At 66.2% G+C, this 13,823-nt stretch carries 11 protein-coding genes; 8 read left to right on the forward strand and 3 right to left on the reverse strand.

What is annotated here, in order from left to right:
• Positions 1-15: 15 nt before the first annotated feature.
• Positions 16-3,405 (reverse strand): mechanosensitive ion channel protein MscS, encoded by a 3,390-nt coding sequence (locus tag BWR19_13520; GenBank protein APX95029.1) that lies wholly within the window; start codon positions 3,403-3,405, stop codon positions 16-18.
• Positions 3,406-3,566: 161 nt separating this feature from the next.
• On the opposite strand from BWR19_13520, the gene BWR19_13525 reads away from it, so the two are divergent.
• The 4 genes from BWR19_13525 (at position 3,567) to BWR19_13540 (ending at position 5,854) form a co-directional block, all read left to right on the forward strand.
• A complete protein-coding gene (locus BWR19_13525) occupies positions 3,567-4,598 on the forward strand; it encodes a phospholipase (GenBank protein ID APX93874.1) in 1,032 nt (343 codons plus the stop codon).
• Positions 4,599-4,840: 242 nt separating this feature from the next.
• Positions 4,841-5,173 (forward strand): hypothetical protein, encoded by a 333-nt coding sequence (locus BWR19_13530; protein ID APX93875.1) that lies wholly within the window; start codon positions 4,841-4,843, stop codon positions 5,171-5,173.
• Complete coding sequence (locus tag BWR19_13535) at positions 5,173-5,565, forward strand: hypothetical protein (protein APX93876.1); 393 nt, start codon at positions 5,173-5,175, stop codon at positions 5,563-5,565. The genes BWR19_13530 and BWR19_13535 overlap by 1 nt, the downstream gene beginning before the upstream one ends.
• Entirely contained in the window at positions 5,555-5,854 is a 300-nt protein-coding gene (locus tag BWR19_13540; GenBank protein ID APX93877.1) for a hypothetical protein, read from the forward strand. The genes BWR19_13535 and BWR19_13540 overlap by 11 nt, the downstream gene beginning before the upstream one ends.
• Before the next feature lie 36 nt (positions 5,855-5,890).
• On the opposite strand, the gene BWR19_13545 is transcribed toward BWR19_13540, so the two are convergent.
• Positions 5,891-7,081, reverse strand: a complete 1,191-nt coding sequence (locus BWR19_13545) for a hypothetical protein (protein ID APX93878.1) — start codon at positions 7,079-7,081, stop codon at positions 5,891-5,893.
• Positions 7,082-7,259: 178 nt separating this feature from the next.
• Here BWR19_13545 and BWR19_13550 point away from each other — a divergent pair, with 178 nt between their 5' ends.
• The 4 genes from BWR19_13550 to BWR19_13565 all read left to right on the forward strand — a co-directional run bounded on the left by BWR19_13550 (position 7,260) and on the right by BWR19_13565 (position 13,122).
• Complete coding sequence (locus BWR19_13550) at positions 7,260-8,222, forward strand: recombinase RecA (GenBank protein ID APX95030.1); 963 nt, start codon at positions 7,260-7,262, stop codon at positions 8,220-8,222.
• 162 nt (positions 8,223-8,384) lie between these two features.
• Entirely contained in the window at positions 8,385-9,515 is a 1,131-nt protein-coding gene (locus BWR19_13555; protein APX93879.1) for an efflux transporter periplasmic adaptor subunit, read from the forward strand.
• On the forward strand, positions 9,515-12,637 hold the full coding sequence (locus BWR19_13560) for a multidrug transporter AcrB (protein ID APX93880.1): 3,123 nt from the start codon (positions 9,515-9,517) through the stop codon (positions 12,635-12,637). Before BWR19_13555 ends, BWR19_13560 begins: the two co-directional genes overlap by 1 nt.
• Positions 12,638-12,708: 71 nt before the next feature.
• Complete coding sequence (locus BWR19_13565; GenBank protein ID APX93881.1) at positions 12,709-13,122, forward strand: STAS/SEC14 domain-containing protein; 414 nt, start codon at positions 12,709-12,711, stop codon at positions 13,120-13,122.
• A gap of 32 nt (positions 13,123-13,154) precedes the next feature.
• Here the strand turns inward: BWR19_13565 and BWR19_13570 are convergent, their stop codons facing one another.
• The gene (locus tag BWR19_13570) at positions 13,155-13,580 is read right to left on the reverse strand and encodes a hypothetical protein (protein APX93882.1); all 426 of its coding nucleotides are present in this window, start codon (positions 13,578-13,580) and stop codon (positions 13,155-13,157) included.
• Positions 13,581-13,823: the final 243 nt, after the last annotated feature.

A 13,823-nucleotide genomic window follows, 5' to 3' on the forward strand; every position in this document is an offset into this window, starting at 1 on the left:
CCAGCCGAGCCGCGCCTAGCGGCCGTCGCCTTCGATGTCCCCGGGATCGCCCTTGGCACCCGGCGGCGGGAAGTCGGGGTTGGTGACCTGCCCGGCGGTCGCGCTCTGGACCTTCTGCGCCCCGCCGCCGCTGCGATGCAGCCAGACATCGAGCTGATTGAAGGCGATATCGATGCCGTGCTCATCGAACAGCTCGCCGACCCGGCAGTTGATCTCGTCGGTGGCATAGAGTCGATCGCCCAGCGCATTGACGAAGATGCGCAGCTCGAAGTTGAGGGTGCTGTCGCCGTAGTCCATGAAGAACACCTGCGGCTCGGGGTCGCTCATCACCCGCGGGTTCTCGTCGGCGGCCTGGCGCAGCAGGCGGTGCACCAGGCGATGGTCGGAGCCGTAGGCAACCCCGTAGTTGAGCACCACCCGCGTGACGCTGTCGGACAGCGACCAGTTGATCAGCTGGTCGGTGACGAAGGTCTTGTTGGGGATGATGATTTCCTTGCGGTCGAAGTCGGTCACCGTGGTGGCACGGATCCGGATCTTGCTCACCGTGCCGGTGAGGTTGCCGATGGTGATGGTGTCGCCGATACGCACCGGCCGTTCGAAGAGGATGATCAACCCCGAGATGAAGTTGGCGAATATCTCCTGCAGCCCGAAGCCCAGGCCCACGCCCAGCGCCGCCACCAGCCACTGCAGCTGGCTCCAGGCCACCCCCAGGGTGGCCAGTGACATCACCAGGCCGGTGCCGACGATGGTGTAGGAGAGCAGCGAGGTGATGGCGTAGGCACTGCCCTGCTTGAGGGTCAACCGCGACAGCACCATCACCTCCAGCAGCCCCGGCAGGTTGCCGGCCAGCATCAGCGTCAGTGCCACGATCACCAGCGCAGCGACGATGTCGGACACCGACACGGTGCCGGCCACCAGCTCGGGACTGTCAGCATCGGTCGCCTCCCAGATCGCCACCTGATCGAGGTAGCCGAGTACCGACAGCAGATCGGCCCAGACCACATAGAACAGTGCCGCGAAGCCGATCAGCAGGATCAGCTTGGATAGCCTCAGCGACTGCTGATTGACTTGCTGCATGTCGAGCGGCGGCTCCTCGACCACCTCCAGCCCGCCTTCGGCGCCCTCCTGCACCTGGGCACGCCGCCGCATCAGCGCCCGTCGATAGGCCAGCCGGCGGGCCGCCACGGCCAGGCCACGCACCACCGCCGCCTCGACCAGTATCCACAGCCCCAGCAGATAGAGCGTGATCACGAAGCGCCCCACCAGGCTCAGCGCGGTGTACTCGTAGCCGGCAACGATCAAGCCCACCAGCAACAGGGGTACCAGCGACAGGGCAAGCCCCACCAGCAGCCGGAACAGCTTGACGCCAAAGAAGGGGATATGCGCCAGGATCAGGCGCGCCATCAGCACGCTCATGGCCACCAGGCCGCCCACCAGCAGTGCCAGTGCCAGCGGGCGCGAGGCCAGGGTCACCTCGGTGTCGCGTACCAGCGGCGTGATCAGCAGCACCGGTACCAGCGCCACACCCAGCCACTGCAGCAGCCGACGCAAACGCCCCGCGTAGCCGGCCGGCCAGTAGAAGTGACGCATCGCCACGCCGTCAGTGACCAGCAGGCGTCGCGCCCAGGCGATGGTCGCCCAGGCCAGGGCCAGGTGCCACAGGGCATAGCCCAGGGCGACGGCGATGCCCTCTCCGCCGGCCACCAAGCCGGTGCCCAGCCCTGCCAGAACCAGCGACACCGGCAGCGCCAGCAAGGCGTTGAGCGCCACCGCCTGTGGGGTGTGCCCCTGGCTGTCGCTGCGCAGCCGGCCGATCTGCTCGTTGAGCAGTGCCAGGCGTGCGCGCAGGCGGCGCCGCGCCGCCAGCAACCCCGCGGCGATTGCCAGCAGGGGTAGCCCCAGCAGCGCCTCGAGACTCGGCAGCCGCCAGCGCTGGGGCAAGCCTTGGCGCCACTCGCCCTCGTGCCATTCGAGCACCAGGTTGGAGGGCAACTGGCGCAGCCACTGCCAGCCCAGCGGCCGGCTGTTGGCCACCCAGAATAGCTGCTCGTCGATGGTGGCACGCAGCGACTGGGCATTCTCCAGCAGCTGCTGCTGGTTGAGCTGCAGCTCGATGCCGGTACTCAGCAGCTCACCGTAGGTCTGCTCGAGCTGGTCGACCAGCTCACGTCGCGACTGGTAGAGGCGCTGCAGGGAGTCGACCAGGCCCTCGGTCACCTCCACACCGGCCTCTTCCAGGCGCTGGTTGGCCAGCCGCTCGCCCTGGCGCAGCAGGTCACGCTGGCGCCCGAGGTCGAACTGGCGCAGGCGCAGGTCGGCGATCTCATCCTGCAGATCGCGGCGCACCGGGACCTGCGGCAGCGACTGGCGCTGCTCGCGCAGGATCCGCGACAGCAGCAGGCTGCCACGTACCGCATTGATCTGCTCATTGAGGCTGCGCTGCAGCTGGGTGACCTGGTCGAGCTGACTGCGCACCGTGATCGCCTCACGCAGCAGGTCGTTGCGACGGTCGTTGGCACGCAGCAGCTCCAGGCTAAGATCGCGATTGACCTGCTGAGCGCGCTCCAGCACCGGGTGCCCGGCGGCAATCAGCGGGTCGTCTCGCGCCGCATCGGCAATGGCCTGCTCGGCGGCCAGCCGCCGCTGACGATCGATCACGCTCTGCAGCAGCATCAGCAGGCCCTGTTGATGCTCGACCTGGGCCGTCAACAGCTCGTGCCGCTGCTGGGCGAGTTCGCGCAAGCGGGTATTCGAGCCCAGCTCGCGCTGATGAAGGTGCAGCTCGCGCTCGGCCAGCTGGCGCTCGGCGCGCAGCGCCAGCGCACGCGGGTCATCGTCGGGGATATCGCGCCCGGCCAGTTCATCCAGCGCCCTGCGCGCCTGCTCGGTGCGCTGCATGGCATCAGAGATGGCCTGCTGAGCGCGCTCCGGCAGGGTCTGAGCAGCCAGCAGCTGAGTATTGACCTCGGCCAGGCGATCCTGCAGGCGCTGCAGTTCGCCAAGCGCTGCCCGCTGACGCTCCTCGAGTTCGGCCAATGGTCGATCGTCCAGGTCTGCGGCAGAGAGTTCGATCACCGCCTGCTCTTCGTCGACCCGCTCACGCTCGAGGCGCATCAGCTCGGCGGGAGCATCCTGCAGCCGGCGATCGAGCGCGGCCAGGCGCTCCTCGACTTCCGCGAGGCGCTGCAGTGCATCGATGGCATCGGCGAGGCCATCGCGCCGGCGCTGCTGAGCCTGACTGAGACTCTCCCCCTCTTCGGGTTCGAGTTCGGCCAGCTGGGCCTCGAGTTGCGCCACGTCGGGTAGCTCGGCGTGCGCCACCAGCGGCCAGCACAACAGCAAAAGCAGCAGTGCCCCCAGCCATACGGGTGGGGCATAACGAATGGCAACGGTGCAACGACAGATCACGGCATTCTCCGGGCGGAACCGATAGCGGCCCAAGGGCAGATTCTGGGTCCCAGGCCGCGCCAAGGCAATCTCTTTGCAATCCCATGCTTCGGCAGTTGACTTGGCCCCCGGGCATGGTAGAACGGTGGCTCGTACCCCCCTTTTTTGAGCACTCGTTCATGACCCCGCTTCGAACCACTGCCAGCGTCGGCGCCACGCTGATCATCCTTAGCCTGGTGACCACGGCAGGGGCCCACGCCGACACCCGGCGTGCCGAGATCGAAAACCGCATCGACGCCCTGCAACAAGAGCTGCAAAGTCTGCAGACGGAGCTCGAGACAGTGCCGGATGATGGGCCCGATGCCTATCAGCCAGACATCGACCAGACCGCCGTGGACACCCTGCTGCAGGCTCAGGAGCGACGCGAGCTGGAGCGTGAATCGGACCGCAATCCGCTGGCCATTACCGCCCATCGGCGCAACTACCTGCTGCCGGTAAGCTATAACACGCGGCAGAATCCCGAGAACTTCCGTTTCATCAGTGCAGACAACGGCGTCGACGATGTCGAGGTCAAGTTCCAGTTCAGCGCCAAGGTCAACCTGATGGAGGGGCTGTTCGGTGACCGCGCCGATCTCTATTTCGCCTACACCCAGCGCAGCTGGTGGCAGGCCTACAATTCGAATGCCTCGTCCCCGTTTCGCGAAACCAACTACGAGCCCGAGGCCTTCTTGAGCTTCGACAACGACTCGCAGCTGTTCGGCTGGACCAACACCCGTAATCGCCTGGCCTTCAACCACCTCTCCAACGGCCGTTCCACCGACCTGTCGCGCAGTTGGAATCGGCTCTATCTGGAGAGCACCTTCCAGCGCGGTGACTGGGCCGTCACGGTGAAACCCCACTGGCGGATCCCCGAGTCGGACGGTAACGACGACAACCCCGATATCGACCGCTTCATGGGCTACGGCGACATCGAGGTAGCGCATCGCTTCGCTAACGACCATGAGGGCAGCATGCTGGTGCGTGGCAACCCCAGCGCCGGCAACATGGGCTCTCAGATTGACTACTCCTGGCCGCTGTTCGGCAACATTCGCGGCCACGTCCAGTACTACGTCGGTTACGGCGAGAGCATGATCGACTACGACAACTCCAACCATCGCCTCAGCCTCGGCTTCAGCCTCAACCCGCTGTTTGCCGGGCGCCCGGAGTTGTAGCGCAGCCGACCCTACGTCTATAGCAGATAAGTAGCACCGCTCGGAACTGTTCCGTCGACAAGCCTACGAAGAGGCGCTGTAAACCATCCCTGGGCGCTACCAACGCCATCCATGGCGTTGAACCTCTTCTTCGGCTTGTCCCCGGCGTTCCTCGCTCAGTGGCAACTGCCTCCACGGCTGATTGAAGTCGCATGGCTACCTGCTATGCTGAGGGCGTCATTCACCGTCAAAGGAAGACTCCAATGGCAAGCCGCAAACCGAATACCGATGCCAGTACCGAGCAGCTCAAGGCTGACCTCCATCACCTCACCCAGACCATCGAGGAACTGGTCAACGCGACTGCCGACGACTCGCGCAGCAACATCAAGGAACTCCGCGAACGCGCCGAGAAACGCCTGCACGATACCCGTGACCGCCTGGAAGCCCGCGGCGAGCGCCTCTACGGCGAAGCTCGCGATACGGTGCGAGATCAGGTCGATGTGTGTGACAAATACGTCCACGACAATCCCTGGTCTAGCGTAGGCATCGCCGCTGCGGCGGGGATGGTAATCGGCCTGCTGCTCGGGCGGCGCTGATGCAACACGGCCAGGGACCGGCCGAGCGGCTGTTCGGCGCTACCAAACGGCTGATCGCCAGCCTGCTGAGTAACGGCGAGACGCGCCTGCGCCTCGCCGTGGTTGAGCTCGAGGAGGAGCGCGCACGGCTGGTCACCCTGCTGCTGTTGGCGGGCATCAGCCTGCTGATGGTGATGCTGGGACTGACCGTGATGACGCTGTTCGTGGTGGTGCTGTTCTGGGAGACACACCGTCTGCAGGCAATTGCCGCCAGTGCCGTGGTGCTGCTCGGCGGCGGCCTGGGGCTCGCCGCCTGGGTCGTACGGTTGGCCAAGCGGCCCACGCTGCTCAAGAGTACCCTCAAGCATCTCGCCACCGACCGTGCGCTGATGGAGAGTTCTCGTGACGACTAAGCCCCCCTCTGCTCGCCAGCTGCGCCGCCAGCGCAAGGCCGCACTGGAGACGCAGATCGAACAGCAGCGCGTCGACCTGATGGTCGAATCGAGCCGCTGGCTCGGGGCGACGCAGCAGATCGACAGTACCTTTCAGCGCTTCAAGCTGCCCACCTACACCCTGGGCGGCCTGACCCTGCTGGCCAGCGCACGCCACCCCCATGCCCTGGTGCGCTTCGCCCAGCGCGGCATTGCCGGCATACTGCTGCTGCGTCGTGCTCAGCACCTCTTCCGCCTGGTCCGCCGCTAATCCGCTAATTGCAGGCTTCCAGTAGTCGCGCTGCGCTCAGAGCGACTGCCCGCAGGCCACCCCCGACGCCCACGCCCACTGGAAGTTATAGCCGCCCAACTCGCCGGTGACGTCGAGCACCTCGCCAATGAAGCGCAGCTGCGGCATGTCGTTCACGGCGAAGGTCTTGGAGGAGATCGCCTGGGTATCGACGCCGCCCATGGTCACCTCGGCGGTGCGCCAGCCCTCGGTGCCGGCCGGTTTGAGTCGCCACGCCGACAGGCGCTGCTGCCATGTCTCCAGTTGGGCGTTGGAGAGCTCGGCCAGGGTCGGCGACTCGCCGTACCACTCGCCCATCGCCGTGGCCAGGCGCCGGGGTAAGTGCTCACTCAGCCAGGTCATCAACTGTCGACGCGGCGTCTCGCGCCGCGCCGCGGCCAGCGCCTGCGCCACGTCGAGATTCGATAGCAGGTCGATCTGCAGCTCGTCGCCGGGCTGCCAGTAGCTCGAGATCTGCAGCATGGCCGGCCCCGACAGTCCGCGATGGGTAAACAGCAGTGGCTCACGATAGTGCCCGTGGCGCTGGCCGTCGCGGCGACAGTGAACGCTCACCTCGCAGGCCACCCCGGCAAGCTCGCTGGCGCGCGCCTTCCACTGCGAGGTGAGGGTAAAGGGCACCAGCGCCGGGCGCGTCTCGGTGACCGTCAGGCCGAACTGGCGGGCGATATCGTAGCCGAAGCCGCTGGCGCCCATGGTCGGAATCGACAGGCCTCCACAGGCCACCACGACCGCCCCGGCATCAATAGGCCCTTGCGAGGTAAGCAAGCGCATACTCTCACCGCGGCGCTCGATCCCGGTGACCGAGGTCTTGAGCGCCACCTCGGTGCCGGCCCACTCGCACTCGGTGAGCAGCATGGCGACGATCTGCTTGGCCGAGTCGGCGCAAAACAGCTGGCCGGGGGCCTTCTCGACGTACTCGATGGCGTGGCGCTCGACCAGCTCGACGAAGTGCTCGGGCCGATAGCGCTTGAGCGCCGAGATACAGAAATGCGGATTGCCGGAGAAAAAGTTCGCCGGCGAGGTCGCCATGTTGGTGAAGTTACAGCGCCCGCCCCCGGACATCAGGATCTTCTTGCCGGCCTTGTTGGCATGATCGATCACCAGCACCCGCCGCCCGGCGTAGCCGGCGGTGAGGGCACACATCAGGCCGGCGGCACCGGCACCGATCACAACAACGTCGTAGGTCATGGGCAGGCGGGCTCCCGTGCATGGCCTCTTGGTGAGGCGCGTTGGCTCAGGCGCGGCATTCTAGCAAGCCCGTCAACTGGCGTCGCCCCGCCACGTTGAGCGCGACCCAAGGCGCTGTGATAGGTTGAAGGTGCACCGCACACACACGCAACGATCAAGAGGATATCTCATGACGCGCATGCATCGACGGTGGCTGGTTGCCGGCACGCTCGCCTCAGGCATGACGTTCGGCCTTGCCGGACTGGCCATGGCCGACGACTTTCCCAGCGAACCGCTGACCATGGTGATTCCCTTCGGCTCCGGCGGCAGTACCGATATTCAGGGCCGGGTGCTGGCCAACGTGCTGGAAGATGAGCTCGGCCAGCCGGTCAACGTGGTCAACCAGCCCGGCGCCGGTGGCGGCGTGGCACTGACGCGCCTGGCCAACAACAGCGACGAGGGCTACACCTTCATCTATGGGCCCTCCTCGCCGATTACCTTTGGCCCGCTGGCGACCCCCACCGACTACGCCATGGACGACTTCCGCTACGTCGCCAGCGTATCGCTGGCCCAGGCCGCCATCGTCACCGGCGAAGACCGCCCCTTCGGCGACAGCTGGGAGGACCTGCTCGAGTATGCACGCGAGAACCCCGGGGTCAGCTACGCCACCCAGACCGCCCAGGACCGGCTGATCATCGACTATATCGCCGAGCAGGAGGACCTCGATCTGCGCGTCGTGCCCACCGAAGGTGGCTCGGGCATGGCCCCGCTGATCCTCTCCGGCGACGTCGACTTCGGCTACAGCGGCGGCACCCACTCCGGCTACGCCGACAGCGGCGAAATGCCGGTGATGCTGAGCCTGGCCGCCGACCGGCTGGTTGCCTTCCCCGATGCGCCGACGCTGGTCGAGGCCGGCTACGACATCACCCCCGGCGACATCCTGATGGCGATAATGCCTGCCGATGTCCCCGATGAGCGCGCCGAGCGTCTCGAAGAGGCCTTAGCCAACGCCACCGAAGACGAGCGCTTTATCGAAGTCACCGAGGAGCGCCTGCTGCTGCCGGTGGATCACATGGATGAAGCGACCCTCAGCGACACCCTCTATGGGCAGGCCGAGGCCTTTGCCGCGTTGATCGAGGAGATGGGCGGCGTAGAGGAGTAACCCACGCCTTTACAGTTGCACCTGCCGCCTCCCTCGGGAGGCGGTTTTTCGTTTATGGAACCTTTCTTCTTGTACAGCTTCTGTATAGCATGGCAAAACCTCATTCTTATCACATTTACGGCCAGAGTGATAAGTAGCCTAATGACAGGGGGAGCACAGGAGGTGCGCCTGCCGACTCATCGACAACGTAGAGACACCATGACCCGGATATCGATGGCGCCTCGCGCCTGGCTGACGCTTGCCCTGACGCTCTCCCTGTCCCTTTCCAGCGCTATCGCCCTTTCCGACGAGCGCACCGCGGTGATTGGCGCCCGTGCCGATCAGCAGCGTTGGTCCGACCCGCTCGAAGCGCTCGGCACCCTGCGCGCCGACGAGAGCGTGACGCTCTCGGCCACCGTCACCGAAATCGTCAGCGCGCTGAATTTTATCGACGGCGAGCAGGTAGAAGCTGGTCAGTTGCTGGTGCAGCTCGACGATAGCGAAGAGCAGGCCCAGCTGCGCGCCGCCCAGGCGCTGCGCGACGAGCGCCGCAACGCCGTTTCGCGGGCATCACAGCTGGAGTCGCGCAACCTCGGCTCGCGGGCCGACGTCGAGGACAGCCAGGCGCGCCTGCGCCAGGTCGAGGCCGATATCGAGGCCATCGAGGCGCGCCTGTCCAGCCACCGCATCCGCGCGCCCTTCGACGGCGTGGTGGGCTTTCGCAATCTCAGTACCGGCGCGCTGGTCACGCCGGGCATGGAGTTGGTGACTCTCGACAAACTCGACGTGGTCAAGCTCGACTTCAGCGTGCCCGAGGTCTACCTGGCGATCCTGCGGCCCGGGCTGACCCTGCGCGCCCATAGCGTGGCCTTTCCCGACGAGCGCTTCGAGGGCGAGGTCGCCAGCATCGGCGCCCGAGTCGACCCGGTCACCCGCAGTGTCCAGGTGCGCGCCGAATTCGACAATCCCGACCTGATACTGCGCCCCGGCATGCTGATGGAAGTCGTGCTGCAGCGCAGCCCGCGGGATGCCGTGGTGGTCGCCGAGAGCGTGCTGGTCCCCAGCGGCGAGCGGCAGTACGTGATGCTCATCGACGAGAGCGACGACAACCGCATCAGCCGCCATGAGATCGTGATCGGCGAGCGCCGCGCCGGCCAGGTGGAAGTACTCGAAGGGCTCGAGCCCGGCGATCTGGTGGTCGGCCACGGCGTGCAGCGCGTCCGCGACGGCGATCGCGTCAGGCTACTGGGCATCGCCGACGACGAGCACTCGATCCGCGAGATCCTCGAGCAACATCGCGGGGATGATGCCTGATGCGCCTCTCGGATGTCTCGGTTCAACGCCCGGTACTGGCCACGGTCCTCGCCCTGCTGATCGTGGCCTTCGGCTTTCTGGCCCTCGAGCGCCTGCCGCTGCAGGAGTACCCCGCCATCGACCCGCCGGTGGTCAGCATCGACACCCGCTACCCCGGCGCCTCGGCCAGCGTGGTCGAGACGCGTATCACCCAGGTGCTGGAGGATCGCATCGCCGGGGTCGAGGGCATCCAGCTGATCACCTCCTCCAGCGAGGACGGCCGCTCGCGGATCAATATCGAGTTCGGCCTGGAGATGGATATCGATGCCGCCGCCAACGACATCCGCGACCGTATCTCCGGCGCCCTGCGCAACCTGCCCGACGAGGCCGACCCGCCCGAGGTGCAGAAGGCCGACAGCAGCGAGGACGTGATCCTGTGGCTGAGCCTCTCCGGCGAGGACTTCAGCATTCCCGAACTGACCGACTACGCCAACCGCTATCTGGTCGATCGTTTCTCGGTGCAGCCCGGCGTGGCCCGGGTGAGGGTCGGCGGCGGACGCGACTACGCCATGCGCGTATGGCTCGACCGCAACGCCCTGGCGGCGCGCGACCTCACCGCCGGCGACGTCGAGAATGCGCTGCGCGCCGAGAACGTCGAGCTGCCGGCGGGTTCCATCGAGTCTGACGAACGCCAGTTCGTGGTACGGCTGCCGCGCAGCTTCGCCACGCCGGACAACTTCCGCGCCCTGGCGCTGTCGCGCAGCGACGACTATATCGTGCGCCTGGGCGACGTGGCGCGCATCGAGATCGGTTCGGTGGAGGACCGCTCGGTGTTCCGCGCCAACGGCGTGCCGATGGTCGGGCTGGGCATGATCAAACAGTCCACCGCCAACGTACTGGAGGTCTCGCAGGGCGTCACCGCCGAGATGGAGCGCCTGCAGGACACCCTGCCCGAGGGCATGGAACTGAGCATGAACTTCGACTCCTCGGTGTTCGTCTCCGGCGCCATCCGGCAGGTGGTGTTGACGCTGTTCATCGCCATGGGCCTGGTGGTGGTGGTGATCTTCATGTTCCTGGGCAACCTGCGCACGACCCTGGTGCCGGCGGTGACCGTGCCCATCGCGCTGATCGGCGCTTTCATCGCGCTGGCCGCGCTGGGCTTCTCGATCAACCTGCTGACCCTGCTGGCGCTGGTACTCGCCATCGGCCTGATCGTCGACGACGCCATCGTGGTACTCGAGAACATCAACCGCCGCATGCAGGCCTATGGCGAAACGCCGCTGGTGGCCGCCTTCCGCGGCACCCGTCAGATCGCGTTTGCCGTCATCGCCACCACCCTGGTGCTGATCGCCGTGTTCGTACCGCTGAGCATGCTGCAGGGCGACATCGGCCGGCTGTTCTCGGAGTTCGCCCTGACCCTGGCCGCCGCGGTGGCCATCTCCAGCCTGCTGGCGCTGACCCTGACGCCGATGATGGCCTCGAAGATTCTCAGCCCCAACATGCACGAGGGCCGACTGGCCCACGCCGTGCAGACGCTGCTCGAGTTCAGCCAGCGGCTCTATCGGCGCATGCTGCTCGCGGTACTCAAGCTGCGCCTGCTGGTCCTGGCGCTGTTCATCGCCCTGGTGGCGGGTACTGGCTGGCTGGCCAGCATTCTGCCCAACGAGTACACCCCCCAGGAAGACCGCGGCAACTTCATCATCCTGGTCAACGGCCCCGAGGGCGCGACCTTCGACTACATCATGGACTACATGGACGAGATCGAGAGCCGCCTGGAGCCGATGGTCGAGTCGGGTGAGTTGGAGCGAGTAGTGATCCGCGCGCCGCGCGGTTTCGGCAATATCGAGAACTTCAACAACGGCTTCGTGATCGTCAACATGGCCGACTGGGGCAGCCGCCGCAGCGCCTGGGAGATCATGGACGAGGTGCGCGCCAAGCTGCGCGACCTGCCCGGGGTGACGGCCTCGCCCGTCATGCGCCAGGGCTTCGGCCAGCGCATCCAGAAGCCGGTGCAGTTCGTGCTCGGCGGTGGCACCTATGAGGAGCTCGCCGAGTGGCGCGACATGATGTTCGAGCATATCCGCGAGCACAATCCGCGGCTCACCGCGCTGGACAGTAACTATCAGGAGACCCAGCCACAGCTGCGCGTGGACATCAACTACGAGCGCGCCGCTTCGCTGGGGGTTACCGTGACCGAGATCGGCCGCACCCTGGAGACGCTGCTTGGCGGGCGCAACGTGACCCGCTACGTCGACGACGGCGAGGAGTACGACGTAATCCTCGAGGGCGATCGCAGCGCCCAGCGCAGTGCGCGCTCCCTCGACAACATCCAGGTCCGCTCGCAGCGCTCCGGCGAGTTGATCCCGCTGGCCAGCCTGGTCACGCTGACCGACTTCGCCGGCCCCAGCACCCTGAGCCGCTTCAACCGGGTACGCTCGATCACCCTCGAGGCCAACCTCGCGGGCGGCTATCCGCTCGGCGAAGCTATCAACTACCTGCAGCAGACCGCCGACGAAATCCTGCCGGCCGAGGCCCAGACCGACGTCGATGGCCCGTCGCGGGACTTCCAGGAGGCCAGCGGCGCGACCACCTTCCTGCTGCTGCTGGGGGCGCTGGTGGTATTCCTGGTGCTGGCCGCACAGTTCGAGAGCTTCGTGCATCCCTTCGTGATCATGCTCACCGTGCCGCTGGCGATGAGCGGCGCACTGCTCGGGCTGTTCCTCACCGGTCAGTCGCTGAACATCTACAGCCAGGTGGGGCTGGTCATGCTGATCGGGCTGGCGGCCAAGAACGGCATCCTGATCGTCGAGTTCGTCAACCAGCTGCGCGACCAGGGCGTGGCCTTCCAGGAGGCGCTGGTCGACGCCGCCGTGACGCGTCTGCGTCCGATCCTGATGACCGCGGTGACCACCATGGCGGGTTCCGTTCCGCTGATCATCGGCAGCGGTGCCGGCGCCGAAACGCGCCTGGTGATCGGCACCGTGATCATGTGCGGGGTGGCGGCGGCGACACTCTTTACGCTGTTCGTGGTACCAGTGGCCTACGATTTGCTGGCGCGCAACACCGGCTCGCCGGGTGACGTACAGCGCCGCCTGCAGCGCGAGATGGACGACCACCATACCGTCGCCGCCGACACGCACTAAGCGACCGGCTGCTATGCTGCTGTTGAGCCCCGCCCCGGCATCCTGCGGCGGGTCCAACAGGAGGGCATGGGATGATCGAACTACTTCCGTCAGGCGCCGCCCATCTGGTCGCGATGCGCGTCAGCGGCCGCGTCGATGGCAACGATCTGCAGGTCATCATCGACGCCATCGAAGAGACCAAGCGCCAGCAGCCGCGCATCAGCTTCTACGTCGAACTCGACCAGATGCGCTGGATGACCGCCACCGCGCTGCTGCGCGATATCGGCTACGGGCTGACCCAGTTGAGTGAGCTATCGCACTATTACCGCGCCGCGGTGGTCAGCGACAAGCGCTGGGTAAGGAGGCTGGTGCGCCTCGAGGATCGGCTGTTTCGCTCGCTGGAGATGCGTGTCTTCCCTACTCGGCAGCACGCCACCGCGCTGGAGTGGGCACGCCACCGGCCCGAGGCACCCGAACCTGCCGTGGCGGGCGCCACGGCAGTCTGAGAGAAACCGCCAAGCAGCGGCTGGTGCGGCGCTCAGCAGTCGCCGAGCCGCTCGCCTTCCATGCTGGTGTTCATGACCATGTCGCCCATCGGCGTGGTGGTCTCGACCCGCATGTCGCCTTCCATGCGCTCCTCGAAGTAGCGCATCTCGCCCTCGACCATGGCTTCGCCGCCTTCACCCTGGCACGACATGCGGTAGCTCATGCGCTCACTGCTGGCCTCCTGCTCGAGGAACTCGCAGCCCTCTTCCTCTTGCACGAAGGCGTCGTTGGCCTCATCGATGGCATCCTGGGTGAGGCACTCACGGTGGGTATCGGTTTCATCGGGGATCGGGAAATCACCCTCCACCGTAGTGGTGCTGGTGAATTCCCACTCGCCGGGAGTGAGATTGGGGGATTCCGCCAACGCGGCGAGGGGAACAGCGAGCAGCGCAGCAGACGCCAGGGCGCGTAACAGCATGAGAGACAACCTCCGAAGCAGTGAATGACGCCTTGTCGCAAGGCGCAGGGTCTCGACAGCTTAGCCCAGGCGTACCACCATGCAAAAGCGCACACCCACAAAAGTAGGGCCCAACCGCATGCGGCCGGGCCCTTCTCAGCGTCGCGCTCCTTGCTGCCTCCATGGGCGTCCTGCCCATGCATCCCTGTGCTAATGCACCCTCCTGGTGCGTCTTCCCTGACCGAGCGACTCCTTGCTCAGTGG

Source organism: Halomonas sp. 1513 (assembly GCA_001971685.1).
Lineage (GTDB): Bacteria > Pseudomonadota > Gammaproteobacteria > Pseudomonadales > Halomonadaceae > Franzmannia.

Coding starts and splice junctions, on each gene's coding strand:
- BWR19_13570 (APX93882.1), bottom strand. CDS start 13,580: ATGCTGTTACGCGCCCTGGCGTCTGCTGCGCTGCTCGCTGTTCCCCTC.
- BWR19_13535 (APX93876.1), top strand. CDS start 5,173: ATGCAACACGGCCAGGGACCGGCCGAGCGGCTGTTCGGCGCTACCAAA.
- BWR19_13530 (APX93875.1), top strand. CDS start 4,841: ATGGCAAGCCGCAAACCGAATACCGATGCCAGTACCGAGCAGCTCAAG.
- BWR19_13565 (APX93881.1), top strand. CDS start 12,709: ATGATCGAACTACTTCCGTCAGGCGCCGCCCATCTGGTCGCGATGCGC.
- BWR19_13525 (APX93874.1), top strand. CDS start 3,567: ATGACCCCGCTTCGAACCACTGCCAGCGTCGGCGCCACGCTGATCATC.
- BWR19_13545 (APX93878.1), bottom strand. CDS start 7,081: ATGACCTACGACGTTGTTGTGATCGGTGCCGGTGCCGCCGGCCTGATG.
- BWR19_13560 (APX93880.1), top strand. CDS start 9,515: ATGCGCCTCTCGGATGTCTCGGTTCAACGCCCGGTACTGGCCACGGTC.
- BWR19_13550 (APX95030.1), top strand. CDS start 7,260: ATGCATCGACGGTGGCTGGTTGCCGGCACGCTCGCCTCAGGCATGACG.